The sequence below is a fragment of the Castellaniella sp. MT123 genome (assembly GCF_039614765.1).
Lineage (GTDB): Bacteria > Pseudomonadota > Gammaproteobacteria > Burkholderiales > Burkholderiaceae_B > Castellaniella.
On the sequence record NZ_CP154879.1, the window covers coordinates 2103119 to 2117208 of the forward strand.

At 64.1% G+C, this 14090-nt stretch carries 15 protein-coding genes; 8 read left to right on the top strand and 7 right to left on the bottom strand.

Annotated elements, in window-relative coordinates:
• The first annotated feature begins 1 nt into the window (after position 1).
• From tolQ to ABCV34_RS09865, 7 genes are all read left to right on the top strand, one after another.
• Positions 2 to 676 carry a protein TolQ gene (gene tolQ / locus ABCV34_RS09835; RefSeq protein WP_345796041.1) on the top strand — a complete coding sequence of 225 codons (675 nt, stop codon included), beginning with the start codon at positions 2 to 4 and terminating at the stop codon, positions 674 to 676.
• A gap of 1 nt (position 677) precedes the next feature.
• Positions 678 to 1112, top strand: coding sequence for an ExbD/TolR family protein (locus ABCV34_RS09840; RefSeq protein WP_345796042.1), 435 nt, complete (start codon positions 678 to 680; stop codon positions 1110 to 1112).
• 28 nt (positions 1113 to 1140) lie between these two features.
• The gene (tolA, locus tag ABCV34_RS09845; protein ID WP_345796044.1) at positions 1141 to 2265 is read left to right on the top strand and encodes a cell envelope integrity protein TolA; all 1125 of its coding nucleotides are present in this window, start codon (positions 1141 to 1143) and stop codon (positions 2263 to 2265) included.
• Between the two features lie 13 nt (positions 2266 to 2278).
• Complete coding sequence (tolB, locus tag ABCV34_RS09850) at positions 2279 to 3586, top strand: Tol-Pal system beta propeller repeat protein TolB (protein WP_345798757.1); 1308 nt, start codon at positions 2279 to 2281, stop codon at positions 3584 to 3586.
• A gap of 38 nt (positions 3587 to 3624) precedes the next feature.
• On the top strand, positions 3625 to 4119 hold the full coding sequence (pal, locus tag ABCV34_RS09855; protein ID WP_345796045.1) for a peptidoglycan-associated lipoprotein Pal: 495 nt from the start codon (positions 3625 to 3627) through the stop codon (positions 4117 to 4119).
• Positions 4120 to 4225: 106 nt separating this feature from the next.
• Entirely contained in the window at positions 4226 to 4918 is a 693-nt protein-coding gene (gene ybgF, locus ABCV34_RS09860) for a tol-pal system protein YbgF (protein ID WP_345796046.1), read from the top strand.
• Positions 4915 to 5745 (top strand): alpha/beta hydrolase, encoded by an 831-nt coding sequence (locus tag ABCV34_RS09865; protein WP_345796047.1) that lies wholly within the window; start codon positions 4915 to 4917, stop codon positions 5743 to 5745. Before ybgF ends, ABCV34_RS09865 begins: the two co-directional genes overlap by 4 nt.
• Positions 5746 to 5776: 31 nt before the next feature.
• Here the strand turns inward: ABCV34_RS09865 and ABCV34_RS09870 are convergent, their stop codons facing one another.
• Positions 5777 to 6298 carry a copper chaperone PCu(A)C gene (locus tag ABCV34_RS09870; RefSeq protein ID WP_345796048.1) on the bottom strand — a complete coding sequence of 174 codons (522 nt, stop codon included), beginning with the start codon at positions 6296 to 6298 and terminating at the stop codon, positions 5777 to 5779.
• Between the two features lie 101 nt (positions 6299 to 6399).
• On the opposite strand from ABCV34_RS09870, the gene ABCV34_RS09875 reads away from it, so the two are divergent.
• Positions 6400 to 6858 (top strand): PaaI family thioesterase, encoded by a 459-nt coding sequence (locus ABCV34_RS09875; RefSeq protein WP_345796049.1) that lies wholly within the window; start codon positions 6400 to 6402, stop codon positions 6856 to 6858.
• Here the strand turns inward: ABCV34_RS09875 and ABCV34_RS09880 are convergent.
• From ABCV34_RS09880 to ABCV34_RS09905, 6 genes are all read right to left on the bottom strand, one after another.
• Positions 6855 to 7940 (bottom strand): BMP family ABC transporter substrate-binding protein, encoded by a 1086-nt coding sequence (locus ABCV34_RS09880; protein WP_345796050.1) that lies wholly within the window; start codon positions 7938 to 7940, stop codon positions 6855 to 6857. The two genes, ABCV34_RS09875 and ABCV34_RS09880, sit on opposite strands and share 4 nt — an antisense overlap.
• Before the next feature lie 65 nt (positions 7941 to 8005).
• Positions 8006 to 8923, bottom strand: coding sequence for an ABC transporter permease (locus ABCV34_RS09885; protein WP_345796051.1), 918 nt, complete (start codon positions 8921 to 8923; stop codon positions 8006 to 8008).
• A gap of 3 nt (positions 8924 to 8926) precedes the next feature.
• On the bottom strand, positions 8927 to 9991 hold the full coding sequence (locus tag ABCV34_RS09890) for an ABC transporter permease (RefSeq protein ID WP_345796052.1): 1065 nt from the start codon (positions 9989 to 9991) through the stop codon (positions 8927 to 8929).
• A complete protein-coding gene (locus ABCV34_RS09895) occupies positions 9984 to 11537 on the bottom strand; it encodes an ABC transporter ATP-binding protein (protein ID WP_345796055.1) in 1554 nt (517 codons plus the stop codon). The genes ABCV34_RS09890 and ABCV34_RS09895 overlap by 8 nt, the downstream gene beginning before the upstream one ends.
• Before the next feature lie 291 nt (positions 11538 to 11828).
• Complete coding sequence (gene leuE, locus ABCV34_RS09900; protein ID WP_345796056.1) at positions 11829 to 12467, bottom strand: leucine efflux protein LeuE; 639 nt, start codon at positions 12465 to 12467, stop codon at positions 11829 to 11831.
• Positions 12468 to 12534: 67 nt separating this feature from the next.
• The gene (locus tag ABCV34_RS09905; protein WP_345796058.1) at positions 12535 to 14046 is read right to left on the bottom strand and encodes a succinate CoA transferase; all 1512 of its coding nucleotides are present in this window, start codon (positions 14044 to 14046) and stop codon (positions 12535 to 12537) included.
• Positions 14047 to 14090 lie beyond the last annotated feature (44 nt).

Below are 14090 nucleotides of genomic sequence, written 5' to 3' on the forward strand. Positions count from 1 at the left end.
CATGCAAGCTTCTAGCGATTTGTCGCTGCTGTCTCTGATCGGCAACGCCAGTATTCCCGTGCAGATCGTCATGTTGATCCTGCTCGGCGCCTCGGTCCTCTCGTGGACCTATATCTTCAGCAAACGAGCGGCCCTCAAACGCGCCGACGAGCAAACCCGGCGCTTCGAGGATGATTTCTGGGCCGGCGGCGACCTGACGGTGCTACAGCAGGCGATTGCCAGTCGACGCAACGAACACGGCGCGCTGGCCCGCATCTTCGACGCGGGCATGACTGAATTCGTCAAGGCGCGCCGTTCCGCCAGCCGTGGCGACAGCCTGCTGGACGCCCCTCGCCGCGCCATGAAGGCCGCCTTCCAGCGCGAGATGGACAGTCTGGAATCGCACCTGAATTTCCTGGCCTCCACAGGATCGGTCAGCCCCTATATCGGCCTGCTGGGCACGGTCTGGGGGATCATGCACGCCTTCATGGGCCTGTCCACGATGCAGCAGGCGACTCTGGCCGCTGTCGCACCGGGGATCGCCGAGGCCCTGATTGCAACGGCCATCGGCCTGTTCGCCGCCATTCCGGCGGTGCTGGCCTACAACCGCTACACCAACCAGATCGACCGTCTGTCGATCCGCTTCGAGAGCTTCGTGGAGGAGTTCCTGAACATTCTCCAACGCCAGGTGCACTGAGATGACATCGCTGAGCAACCGCCGCGCACGTCGAATGAAGAACGACATCAACGTCGTTCCCTATATCGACGTCATGCTGGTTTTGTTGGTGATCTTCATGGTGACGGCACCCATGATCACACCGGGACAGATCGAGCTGCCCTCGGTCGGCACCGCCTCCGAGGTCCCCACGCAGCCCGTCGAGGTGCAGATCGACGCCGAGGGTGCGCTCGCCATCCGCGTGCGCGAGGGCGGCGCTTCGTTCCGCCCCATCGACAAGGCCAATCTGCTGGCCGAGGTCCGTTCCGTCGTCACGCCCGACACCCCCGTGGTCATCTCGGCCGACGGCAAAGTCCCCTACGAATCCGTCATGCATGTCATGGACCAGCTGCGCAACGGCGGCGTTGCCAAGCTCGGGCTGCTGGTCAACCAGGACGGGTCAGGAGCCCGCAAGTGATCCACTGTCCGGGCAGAATTTTCGTATCATGAAACTCATCGATCGCCTGACCGGCTCCGGGGATCCCACGGACGAACGCGACGACCGGCGCGGCCTGATCATATCCCTGGCCGCCCATGGTCTGCTGCTTCTGCTGATGCTGGTGGGGTTCTCGTCCGTGCCGAACAATTCCGGCCCCGTGCAGGTCCAGTTGTGGGCCAAGGGCACGGTCGCCGAGGCGGCTCCGCCGGAAGAGCAACCCGACCAGGCACCGCCCGTCGAAAAGCCCGAACCGAAGCCCACCCCCGAACCCCCCAAGCCCGACGATAGCGCACAGAAGGCTGCCCAGGCCGAAGCGGCGCATCAGGCGCAGCTGGCAGCCGCGCAGGCTCAGGCCGCCGCTGCCGCCAAGGCGCAAGCCGATGCGGAAATCGCATTAGCCAAGGAACACAAGGCGCGCGAGGAAGCCGAAAAACTCGCAGCAGAGGAAGCGGCCAAGGCCAAGGCTGAACAGGAAGCCGCCGCCAAGGCGGCGAAAGCAGCTGCCGCGAAGGCCGCCGCCGACAAAGCCGCGAAGGAAAAAGCCGCCAAGGACGCCGCCGACAAGGCGGCTGCGGATAAGGCTGCCAAAGAGAAGGCCGAAAAGCAGGCCGCGGAAAAAGCCGTAGCCGACAAGGCCGCCGCCGAGAAAGCCGCTGCCGACAAGGCGGCGAAGGAAAAAGCCGCCAAAGAAGCGGCCGCCAAGGCCGCAGCCGACAAAGCCGCGAAGGAAAAAGCCGCCAAAGACGCCGCCGCCAAACGGGACGCCCTGAAGGCCGCCATGCGCGGAGCCGCCATGGAGGCCGCCGGGATCCCCAACGGTAATGCCGACCGCAATCAACGAGGCGGCGGTGGCGGCAACGAGGGCTATGCCGCGAAAGTGCGCGCCTGCGTGCAGCCCGGTGTGATCTACAATGTTCCGCCCCGCAGCGGCTCCGGGAATCCGACGGCCCGCTTCCGGACGCACCTGGCTTCCAATGGCCAGGTGCAGGGCGTCGACCTGTCGCAGTCCTCGGGTGATACACGCTTTGACGACGCCGTACGCAAGGGTATCCTGGCGTGCTCCCCATTCCCCAAACCGCCAAGCGGCCGGTATCCATCGTATATTGACGTGGATTACCGGATGTACGACTAAGGAGATCGTTACCATGACCGTATTCACAGCTTCCGGCTTCATCGGGCGCCTCTGGCGGCGCACGGCGGCGGCTGGTCTGGGTATTGCGCTGGCCGCAGCCACCGCCACGACCGCACAGGCTCAGCTGCGCGTCGACATTTCTGGCGTTGGCGCCACGCAGTATCCGATCGCCATCGCCGATTTCGCCGGCACATCCGGTGGTACGTCCACCCATGAAGTCATCCGCGCCGACCTGACCCGTTCCGGCCAGTTCCGCCTGATCAACACGGCAGGCGCGCAGCTCAACGTCCAGAGCGCCATCGATTACGGCACGTGGCAAGCCCGCGGGGCGGACTATCTGGCCTACGGCTCGGTGGCGCAAAACGGCAGCCAGTACACCGTCAGCTACCGGCTGGTGGACAACGTCCGCAAGTCCGAACTCGACCAGGCCACGTTCAGCGGCACCGAATCCGAAATGCGCCGGATCGCCCACAAAATCGCCGATCGGATCTACGAAAAGATCACCGGCGTACGGGGTGTTTTCTCCACCCGGATCGCCTATGTGTTGCAAACCAGCAACGGCTATGAGTTACAAATTGCTGATGCGGATGGGCAAAATCCACAGGTAATGCTGCGTTCGAAACAGTCCATTATCTCGCCCGCCTGGTCGCCGGACGGCAGCAAGCTGGCCTATGTCAGCTTCGAATCCGGTAAATCGGTCATTTATGTCCAGACGTTGGCCACGGCCCAGCGCCAGCCGATTTCCAACTACAAGGGCAACAACAGCGCGCCCGCCTGGTCGCCGGATGGAAAACACATGGCGATCGTGCTTTCAATGGACGGCATCTCGCAGATATACACCATCAATGCAGATGGATCGGATCTGCGCCGCGTCATGCGGTCGCCACTGATCGACACCGAACCCTTCTACACACGGGATGGACAATCTCTGGTCTTCACCAGCGATCGTGGCGGCAGCCCGCAGGTTTACAAAGTCCCGGCCAGCGGTGGGGATGCCCAGCGCGTAACTTTCTCCGGAAGTTACAATATCTCACCTAGGGTGTCGCCAGATGGGCAACAACTGGTGTACGTTACTCGCAGAAACGGCGCTTTCAGGATTGCAAGCTTGTCCTTGAGTTCGGGTGCGGAACAGCTCCTGACGGACGGCCCGGACGATCAGTCTCCCAGCTACGCCCCCAACGGCATGCAAGTGCTTTACAGCTCGATCCAAAACGGAAGGAGCGTGCTGGCGGTGACTTCGATCGACGGGCGTGTCCGACAGACTCTGTCGGTGCTCAACGGCAAGGTTCGCGAGCCCGCCTGGGGCCCTTTCACCAATTGATTTTTTCTCGTGTGACTCTTTCTTCTAAAGGACTTTAAATGAGCTCGCGCATCACCAGGACTCTGACCATAGCCGCTTTTGCCGCCTCCCTGGCAGCTTGCAGCTCCGTGCCGCTGGATCAAAACGGCGCCAACGGCGCCGGCTCGAATTCGGCGTCCGCTGGGCAAATCATGGATCCGTTCAATCCGCAAAGCCCGCTCGCGCAACAACGCTCGGTCTACTTCGACTTCAACAGCTACACGATCCCCGAGCAGTATCGTAGCGTGGTCGAAATGCATTCCAACTATCTGACTGGCCATCCCAACCAGAAAGTCCGTATCGAAGGCAACACCGATGCCCGTGGCAGCTCCGAATATAATCTGGCTCTGGGCCAGCGCCGTTCGGATGCCGTGGCACGTGCGATGAAGCTTCTGGGTGTCAACGCCAACCAGATGGAAGCCATCAGCTACGGTAAGGAACGTCCGAAGGCTCAGGGCAACACCGAAGCCGACTACGCCGAGAACCGTCGCGCCGACATCGACTATCAGCGTTGATCCGCACCTCGGTTGCAATAGCGCCGTAGCGGCAACGCTACGGCGTTTTCATTTGCCTCGTGAACTTATTGGCCGCGAGGTCATTCTGGACTGAAGGAACCGATCCATGCACGCACTGCCCCACCGCCTGAACGCACTGTCCGTCTCGGCGCTGTTTGCTCTCATGCTGGCCGCGCCCGCCGCGCATGCCTTTGCCGACGACGACGCACGACGCGCCATCCTGGAACTGCGCACGCAGATCCAGCAGATGCAGTCCCAGAACCAACAGGCCCGGCTGCAGCTGGCGGACCAGATGGATCTGATGAGCCAGGAAATCGCCACCTTGCGCGGACGTGTCGAAGAACTGGGTCAGCTCAGCCGCCAGTCGGCGGCCGGCCAGGAAAACGCGCCCCAGCAGCAGGCCCAGCAGGGTCAGCAGACGGGCGATCCGCAACAACAGGCCGCCTACCAGGCGGCGGCGGACCAGTACCGCAACGGCCGCTACAAAGACGCTGCCTCTGGTTTTGCAACCTTTGTCCAGTCCTACCCCGACAGCCAGCTGGCGACCGATGCCCTGTTCTACCTGGGCAGCAGTCAGTACGCCTCGAAAGACTTCAAGAACTCGATCCAGACCATGCAATCCCTGGTCAAGAAACACCCGGACGATGCCCGCGCGCCAGACGCGCTGCTGGTGGTCGCCGCCGATCAGATCGAACTCAACGACATGAAGGGCGCCAAGGCCAGCCTGCAGCGGATCATCAAAGACTACCCTCGAAGCTCCGCCGCCGAAACCGCCAAAAGCCGGCTGAAGCTGCTGTGACACGACCGACGCCGGACCTGCCGCACGACACCCTGGCATTGCCGGGTGGCAGCCTGCACTACACGCAGGCTGGACAGGGCGAACCCATCCTGCTGATTCACGGGTCGCTATGCGATTATCGCTACTGGCGCTGGCAGATTCCGGCCTTTGCGGCCACGCATCACGTCCTGGCGCCCAGCCTGCGTGGCTGCTGGCCCGATCGCCAACCGCACCCGCAGCCCGGCTACCGGATCGCGGCGCATGCGCAGGATCTGATCCAGCTGGCGCGTACGCTGAATGTTCCTGATGGGGTACACGTCATCGGCCATTCGCGTGGCGCCCAGGTCGCCATGGCTTTTGCCACGCAGGCGCCCGATCTGTGCCACACCCTGGTGCTGGCCGACCCGGCATTCCGGTTCGACGACGAACCGGAAACCCCGCCGTTCTATGCACGGACAGTGGATCAGCTGCGCGCCGGCGACACTGAAGACGCGCTGCAGGAGTTCATCGACACAGTCAACGGCCCCGACACCTGGCGCAAGATGGTCGGCTGGTTCAAGGACATGACGCGAGACAACGCGGCCACCCTGGTGTCCCAGATTCTGGAAGCCAATACGCCCGTCCGGCTGCGGGATGCCGCCGCCCTGAGATGCCCCCTGCTGCTCGTGGGTGGATCGAACAGCCCGGCCAAGTACGGAACCCGGCAGGACCGTCTGCAGCAGCTCCTGCCGCATGCCCGACGGGCACGGATCGCGCTGTCCGCCCACGGCATGAACCTAGCGAACCCCAGGGCATTCAATCGCACCGTGCTGGAATTCATTGAAACCGCCAGGGCCCTGAGCGCATAGCAGACAACGCTGCCGGTGCCCTGCCCCGGGATCAGTACTTCATGTGTCCGCGCATTCCGGGCATCGCCCTTGCCGGCTGGATCTCGCACTGCGCCGACAGCCGCTGGCCATCCGCCAGGGTGAAGTCGACACGGACCTGATCGCCGACCTTCAGCCCATCGCGCGCCTTTTCCAGCATCAGGTGGTAGCTGCCGGGCTTGAGTTCCAGCTGCCCGCCGGCCGGCACCGTGACCTGATGGACCATGGACATCCTGCTCATGCCGTTTTTCTGGGTGGTTTCATGCATCATGACCATCCCGTAGTCGGGTGAGCTGACTCCATTGAGCACGGCGGGTTGCGTCCCCGCATTATGAATCACCAGAAACCCGCCTGAGGGCGCGGGCGCCGGAATTTGACGGATCCAGCAGCTGGACGCCGTCACCGTGGAGGACACCGGCAGCTCGGCCGAGGCCGCCTGCGCCATAAGGCCGTCATGCCCCGCTGCCCCCCATGCCGAGGAGGCCAGCAACAGCCCGGCGGACAGACCCAATGCGTGTGTCAACATTCTGTTCATTTCACTATCCATCACGTTCTGAGCCGCGATACGCCACCATGGCCTCGCGAAACCTACAGCCGGACCAGTGTACTATCGGCTTTTCAGTTCTCGTTTGCGCCATGTCGAAACTTTCCGCTTTGGCTGATACGGCGTCACCCCCCGTGTCGCACATCACGGTCGAGGAATTTCGCAACCTGCTCGAGCGCCTGCATCCGTTCGCAGCGGTGTTGGGTATCGAGGTGCAAGAGATCCGCTACGGACAGGCCACGCTGCGCCTGCCACCCAGCCCGGACAACCAGCGGTTGGGCGGCATCGTGGCGGGCCCCATGCTGATGGGTCTGGCCGACCTGGCGCTGTATGCGGCGGTCGTCAGCGCAACCGGGATCCCGGAAGCCGTCACCGCCAGCCTGACGATCCATTTCCTGCGCGGCGCGCCCGCAGGCGGCGTTCTGGCGCAGGCCCGCATATTGAAAACCGGCCGCATGACGGCCGGTGAGGTCTTGCTGCTGCCCGAGAGCGGCGGAGAACCGGTGGCCCAGGTGATGAGCACCTGGTCGGTTCCCCACAAGACAGCCTAGTTCTTTTGCAGTTTCCCGACGACGCCTTCGACGTAGTAGTTCATCGCGTTCAGACCTTTGTCGTCGAGCGCACCTTCAGCCAGCACAACCTTGCCCTCGTTGGTCTTGATCGGCGCCGCAAAGACGTTCAGCGTACCGTCGGCGATGGCGGCCTCTTTTTCCTTGACCTGCGCCTTCAGGGCGTCGTCCACGGCGGGGCCGAAGCCTTCCACGTCGACCATGTGTTCCTTGAAGCCGCCCCAGACTTGATCGGGCTTCCAGGTGCCGTCCAGGACCGCCTGCGCTTCGCGGGTGAAATAGGGACCCCAATGATGAGTCACGGCCGCCAATTGGGCATGCGGGCCGAATTTCGACATGTCGGAATGATAGGCGATCGCCCACTTGCCGCGTTCCTCGGCGGCCTGCACGGTGGCGGTGGAGTCGGTGTGGTGCGTGACGATGTCAGCACCCTGGTCCAGCAGAGCCAGGGCTGCATCGCGTTCCTTGCCCGGATCGAACCAGCTGTTGACCATGATGACGCGCACGGTGGCGTCGGGTTTCACGCTGCGCAGGCCGCGCGTGAAAGCATTGATGCCCTGCAAGACCTCGGGAATCGGATAGGCGCCGACATAACCGACCACCCCGGTCTGGGTCTTGTGGCCGGCCAGCACGCCCGCCACGTAACGCGCCTGGTAGAAACGGGCATTCGCGGTGGCCACATTCGGGGCTGTCTTGTAGCCAGTCGAATGCACGAACTTCACGTCCGGGAACTGCTTGGCGACCTTGATCGTCGGGTTCATGAAGCCGAAGGACGTGGTGAAGATCAGCTTGTTGCCCTGTTGGGCCAGATCGCGGATGACCCGCTCGGCGTCGGCGCCCTCAGGCACATCCTCGACGTACTGGGTCTTGATCTTGTCGCCCAGCTGCTTTTCCATGTATTTGCGGCCCAGGTCCTGCTGCCAGGACCAGCCGGCCTCGCCCACCGGACTGACGTAGACAAAGCCGATCTTCAGGGGTTCCTGGGCGACGGCGGGCCCGGCGGCCCAAAGGCATGCCGCGGCGGTCGCAGCTGCCAGCGTATGGCGAATCAGATGGTTTTTCATGAGAGAGGATCTCCGGGTTCGAAATCAGCGGATGGCGGTGAAGCAAAACGAATGGAAACGCGGAATCAGCTGTTGGGGTTGAAGACGCGCCCCAGGGACGCGGGCATGTTGATGCGGATCCAGTCCACGTTGCGGGAAATGAGGACCAGCACGAAGATCGTGGCCAGATAGGGCAGCATGGACAGCAGCTGCGAGGCGATCGGCACGCCCAGAGCCTGCATGTGGAAGGTCAGGATCGTGATGCCCCCGAACAGATACGCACCCACCAGCACCCGCAGAGGGCGCCAGGTGGCGAAGGGCGTCAGCGCCAGGGCGATCCAGCCGCGCCCGGAGACCATGTTTTCCACCCACATCGGTGTATAGACCAGCGACATGAAGGCGCCAGCCAGGCCGCAGCAGGCCCCGCCGAACAGCAGCGCCGCCAGGCGGATGCGCCGCACCGGATAGCCCAGCGCATGCGCGGATTCTGGCGATTCGCCCACCGCCCGCAGCACCAGCCCCGCCCGGGTGCGGTACAGGAAGAAGGCCAGCGCCAATGCCAGCGCCAGCGCCCCGTAGACCAGGGGATGGTGCTGGAAGAGCGCCGGCCCGACGAAAGGCAGGTCGGCCAGAAATGGCACCGACCAGGAGGACGCCTTGATTGTGGCCCCGACATAGGGCAGACCGATGGAGGCCGAGACCCCCACCCCGAACAGCGACAGGGCCAGGCCACAGGCCACCTGATTGGCGCCCAGCCAGACGACCAGCCAGGCGAACAGCCCCGCCATCAGGGCCCCGGCAAGCGCACCGCTGACAAAGCCCAGCACGGAGCTGCCGGTCTGCACAGTCATGGCGAAACCAAGAGCGGCCGCCACCAGCATCATGCCTTCGGAACCGAGGTTGATCACCCCGGATTTTTCATTGATCAGCAGGCCGAGCGCCGCCAGCATGAGCGGGGTGCCGGCATTCATGGCTGCGGCGATCAGGGGAGCCAGTGCGTCCATGGGTCAGCGTCTCCAGCGCAGTCGTTGGTGGATCAGGACATCGCAGGCCAGCAGCGAAAACAGCAGGATGCCCTGGAAGATCCCCGTGATGGCGTTGGGCATGCCCAGACGGGTCTGCGACAGTTCGCCGCCGATGTAGAACAGCGCCATGATGAAGCTGGCGAAGATGACCCCGATGGGGTGCAGGCGCCCGACAAACGCCACGATGATGGCGGCGAAGCCATAACCCGGTGACACCGACGGCGTCACCTGGCCGATGGGCCCCATGATCTCGCAGGCCCCCGCCACCCCGGCCAGAGCGCCGGAACCCAGCATACAGCCCCACAATGCACGGCGCGAGGAGAACCCGGCATAGCGGGCGGCCAACGGCGCCAGCCCGCCGACGGTCAGACGGTAGCCGGTAAACAGCCGCGACAGCATCAGCCAGGCAGCCAAAGCGGCGACCAAGGCGAAGACGATTCCCAGATGCAGGCGGGTACCGGGCCAGACCGGCAACAGGAACCCCGCATCGAAAAGGCGGGATTGGGGAAAGCCGAAACCATCCGGGTCGCGCATCACGCCATGCACCAGATAGCTGAGCAGCAGCTGAGCGACGTAGACCAGCATCAGGGACACCAGGATTTCGTTGGCGTGGTAGCGGTCCCGCAGCCACGCCACCAGCGACGCCCAGAACGCGCCGCCGATCGCCCCCGCCAGCAGTGCCAGCGCGATCATGAACGGCCCGCCCCCACCACCCTGTCCATCATCGAACTGCAGGATGAAGGCTCCCGCCGTCGCCGCGCCGATCACCAGCTGGCCTTCGGCGCCGATATTGAAGATGTTGGCGCGAAAGCACAGGGCCAGGCCAACGGCGCACAGCAGCAAAGGCGCCACCTTCACGCCGATTTCGGACCAGCCGCGCAGACTGCTGATGGGTTCGATGAAGAAGACCCACAATCCCTGCAGAGGCGATTTGCCGACTGCCAGGAACATGAAGACCCCGCACAGGGCTGTCAGGGCCAGGGCCAGCAGCGGCGACAGCCAAGCCATCCGGCGCGAGGGTTCGGCCCGTGGAATAAGCTCAAGCATGGAGGGTCTCCGGCACAGCCCCGGTCGGACCCGGGAAGGCCGCGGCCGGGTCCGGCCACAGGCCGCTCATCCATTGGCCGATCTGCTCGCGGCTGGCTTGTGCGCGTTCAATGGGCGGCGACAGGCGCCCCTTGGCCATGACCACCAGTCGATCGGACAATTCGAACAATTCGTCGAGCTCCTCGGAGATCAGCAGGATGGCGCAACCCGCGTCGCGCAGGGCCAGCAGTTCGCCCCGGATCTGGGCCGCCGCGCCGACATCCACCCCCCAGGTCGGCTGGGCAATAAGCAGCAGCCGGGGGCGGCGCACCACTTCCCGGCCAACGATGAATTTCTGCAGGTTGCCGCCCGACAGGCTGCCCGCCAGCGCATGCGGACCCGCGGCCTTGACGTGAAACCGGCGGATGATGCCCTCGGTGAGCTGGTGCACCATGCCCGAGCGGATCCAGCCGTGCCGGACAGTATCCGCCCCCTGATGGGACAACAGCAGGTTGCGCGCCAGGCTGAGTTCGGGCACCGCGCCACGCCCCAGGCGTTCTTCAGGCACGAATGCCAGGCCCTGTGCCCGCCGCCAGGCCGCCGAGCGCCGGCCCATGGGCGTCCCGTCGAGGTGAATGGCGGCATCCGCCGCCCTGCGGTCCTCTCCTGAGAGTACCGCCATCAATTCCTGCTGGCCATTGCCGGACACCCCGGCAACCCCGAGGATTTCGCCGGCATGCAAGTTGAACGCGATACCCGACAAAGGCACCGCGAACGGATGAGCCCGAGGCAGGTCGAGGCCTGTGACCCGCAGCAGCACAGGCCCGGACGGCCGAGCCTGGCGCTGCTGCACGGGCAGGTCGGCGCCGATCATCAGACGCGACAGACTGGCCTCGGTTTCCTCGCGGGGATCGCACACACCAGTCACCCTGCCCGCGCGCATGACCGTGCAGCGATGACACAGGCTGCGGATTTCGTCGAGCTTGTGGCTGATGTACAGGATGCTGCAGCCTTCGGCCGCCAGCTGGCGCAGGACCTCGAAGAGCCGCTGCACGGCTTGGGGCGTCAACACCGAGGTCGGTTCATCAAGGATCAGCAGCCGTGGTTTGCCCAGCAGCGCGCGCACGATCTCGACCCGCTGGCGCTCGCCCACTGACAAGGTATGGACGTGCCGATGGGGTTCGACATCCAGGCCATACTGCCCGGCCGTCTGTTCGATGCGTTCGGCCAGCGCGTTCAGGTCCGTATCCGGCGGCAGGCCCAGGGCAATGTTTTCCGCAACGGTCAGGGTATCGAACAGGGAAAAATGCTGGAACACCATCCCCAGCCCGAGAGCCCGGGCCGCGGCCGGATTGGCGATCTGGACGGCCTGGCCATCCCATTCCACGGCACCGGAGTCAGGTCGCACGACACCGTAGATGATCTTCATCAGGGTGGACTTCCCCGCGCCATTTTCCCCCAGCACGGCATGGATCTCGCCGGGCTGCACCGTCAGGTCGACCGCATCGTTGGCGCGGACTGCGGGATAGGTCTTGGTGATTTGACGTAATGCCAATCGCGGCGGCATGCGGGTACCCTGTTCGAATCATTCGTGAAACTGCCGGATTCGAAAAATTCTACTCAGGATATATAAGGCGGCCTAAAGGGGAAAAACCCCTAGGCGGGTGGGCCAGCCTGAACAGCACGAACCGTCAGTCCCGCCACACGGCCGTGTCCAGGGACTGACACCGGATCATCATGGTTGATGAATGATGAATATTAACCCAGCGTGATGATGGTTGTCAGAGACGGGCTGCAGCCCTGCCGGTCCAGGACGGCCAGCCGCGCGGAAGCGACACCCGGTGACGATCCGCCCGTATCAGGCCTCGACGGCCATGCGGCCGGCGAACCACAGGAACAGGATCCCGACCAGCCCGCTACCGACGCGTGCCAGACCCTGACGGCGGCGGAAGGCGGCCGCCAGGCGCGCACCCCCGAAGATCAGCACGGACAGATAAAGCACGCTGCAGGCCTGCAGAATCGCGGCCAGGATCAGGAACGGGATTGCGGGGTGTGAATAGGCCGGATCGACGAATTGCACGAAAAACGACAGCAGGAACAGGATCGCCTTGGGATTGAGCAGGCTGAGCAACAGCGCCTTGTGAAAGGGATTGCCCGCAGCCGCGCCATGCACCGTCCGCGCCGCGCCGTGCGCCGGACGCCAGGCAGACAGCAGCAGCCGGATTCCCAGATAACCGAGGTACACCGCGCCGGCTGCCTTCAGCACAAAGAACAGCACGGGCAGCAGCCTGAGCACGGACGCCGCGCCCGCCGCCGTCAGGGTCATCAGGATGGAATCCCCCAGAAACACCCCGCAGGCCGCCTGATATCCCGCGCGCACGCCCCTGCCCGCGCCGGTCGCCAGCACGAACAGGGAATTGGGCCCAGGCAGCAGGATGATGAAAATCGTCCCGGCCAGATAGGTCCAGATATCCACAACCCCGTAGTGCGCCAGCATGGCAAGATCCTTCGATCAAGCAGAATGAAGCTGGCTATTTTAATGCGCGGCCGCCGCCCATGCCCGGTCAGGCCTGCGACACCTCGGGCATGTGGCGCATCGAGCCGGTCGCGGCATACCGCTCGTGCCAGGAAAGAGCCTCGCCCAGCAGATGGGGCGTCTGCCCGCCCTGCGCGCAAGCCCGCTCGAAGTAATCTCGAAGCGCGTCCCGATAATCGGGATGCGCGCAGCACTCGATGATTCGCGGCGCCCGTTCCCGGGGCGCAAGATTACGCAGGTCCGCAAGCCCCCATTCCGTGACGAGGATATCGACGTCGTGTTCGGTATGATCGACATGCGCCACCATCGGGACCACGCTGGAGATCGCGTCTTGCTTGGCCGTCGACTTGCTCACGAAGATGGACAAGTGCGCCTGACGCGCGAAATCGCCCGAGCCGCCGATGCCGTTCATCATGCGCGTGCCGCCGACGTGTGTGGAGTTCACGTTGCCATACAGGTCGAACTCCAGGGCGGTATTGATGGCGATGATGCCCAGGCGGCGCAGAATCTCGCAATGGTTGCTGATTTCCTGGGGACGCAGGACGATACGCCCGGCATAATCGGCCAAGCGTTCCAGGAAATGCTGATAGACGGGGGCCGACAGCGTAATCGAGGAAGCCGAGGCAAAGGACACGAGCCCTGCATCGAGCAGCGCGATGGCGCTGTCCTGCAGGACCTCGGAATACATCTGCAGGTCACGAAACGGAGAATCGACCAGGCCATGCACGACCGCGTTGGCGATGGTGCCGATTCCGACCTGCAGTGGCAGCAGCGTATCGGTCAGCCGCCCCGCATCCACCTCCTGCTGCAAGAACCGCACGATGTGCCGCGCGATCGCCCGGGTCTCCTGATCGGGCGGCAGCACGGTGGAGGGGCTATCCTGATGATCGGTGTGAACGATGGCCACAATACGCTGCGGATCCACCGGGATGGCAATCGAGCCGATCCGCTGGTCGACGGCCGTCAGGGGAATCGGCTGGCGGCCAGGGCGCGATCCGGGCTGGTAAATATCGTGCAACCCCATCAATTCCAGGGGCAGCGCCGTATTGAGTTCGACAATGACCTGACGGGCCTGGGCGACGAAAGTGGCGGAATTGCCCACGGACATCGACGGCACGATCCCCCCGTCCGGCAGGATCGCCACCGCCTCGATGACGGCGATGTCGATGGCCGGCAGATGGCCGGCGCGCAGTTGTTCGGCGGTTTCCGATAAATGCTGGTCGATGAACATCACCTGGCCGGCATTGATCATACGGCGCAACCGGACGTCCGCCTGGAACGGCATGCGGCGCGCCAGCAAGCCGGCCTCGGCCATGAGCCCGTCGCTGTCGTTGCCCAGCGATGCCCCCGTGATCAGATTCAACCGCAGCGTCTCATGCGCCGCCCGTCGCGCCAGGGCGGCAGGCAGCGCCTTGCAGTCCCCGGCACGCGTGAAGCCGCTCATTCCGACGGTCATGCCGTCACGAAACAATTCGGCCGCCTGGGTAGCCGACATCAGCCGGGATTGCAGCCCGGGGCATTGCAAACGATCCATCATCACGGTCTCCTCGAATTTTCATAGGATGATGGATGACAGATTATCAT

What these genes read in the sequence shown, in the direction of transcription:
- tolQ (WP_345796041.1), top strand. Translation starts at nt 2, where the DNA reads ATGCAAGCTTCTAGCGATTTGTCGCTGCTGTCTCTGATCGGCAACGCC.
- ABCV34_RS09840 (WP_345796042.1), top strand. Translation starts at nt 678, where the DNA reads ATGACATCGCTGAGCAACCGCCGCGCACGTCGAATGAAGAACGACATC.
- tolA (WP_345796044.1), top strand. Translation starts at nt 1,141, where the DNA reads ATGAAACTCATCGATCGCCTGACCGGCTCCGGGGATCCCACGGACGAA.
- tolB (WP_345798757.1), top strand. Translation starts at nt 2,279, where the DNA reads ATGACCGTATTCACAGCTTCCGGCTTCATCGGGCGCCTCTGGCGGCGC.
- pal (WP_345796045.1), top strand. Translation starts at nt 3,625, where the DNA reads ATGAGCTCGCGCATCACCAGGACTCTGACCATAGCCGCTTTTGCCGCC.
- ybgF (WP_345796046.1), top strand. Translation starts at nt 4,226, where the DNA reads ATGCACGCACTGCCCCACCGCCTGAACGCACTGTCCGTCTCGGCGCTG.
- ABCV34_RS09870 (WP_345796048.1), bottom strand. Translation starts at nt 6,298, where the DNA reads ATGAACAGAATGTTGACACACGCATTGGGTCTGTCCGCCGGGCTGTTG.
- ABCV34_RS09875 (WP_345796049.1), top strand. Translation starts at nt 6,400, where the DNA reads ATGTCGAAACTTTCCGCTTTGGCTGATACGGCGTCACCCCCCGTGTCG.
- ABCV34_RS09880 (WP_345796050.1), bottom strand. Translation starts at nt 7,940, where the DNA reads ATGAAAAACCATCTGATTCGCCATACGCTGGCAGCTGCGACCGCCGCG.
- ABCV34_RS09885 (WP_345796051.1), bottom strand. Translation starts at nt 8,923, where the DNA reads ATGGACGCACTGGCTCCCCTGATCGCCGCAGCCATGAATGCCGGCACC.
- ABCV34_RS09890 (WP_345796052.1), bottom strand. Translation starts at nt 9,991, where the DNA reads ATGCTTGAGCTTATTCCACGGGCCGAACCCTCGCGCCGGATGGCTTGG.
- ABCV34_RS09895 (WP_345796055.1), bottom strand. Translation starts at nt 11,537, where the DNA reads ATGCCGCCGCGATTGGCATTACGTCAAATCACCAAGACCTATCCCGCA.
- leuE (WP_345796056.1), bottom strand. Translation starts at nt 12,467, where the DNA reads ATGCTGGCGCACTACGGGGTTGTGGATATCTGGACCTATCTGGCCGGG.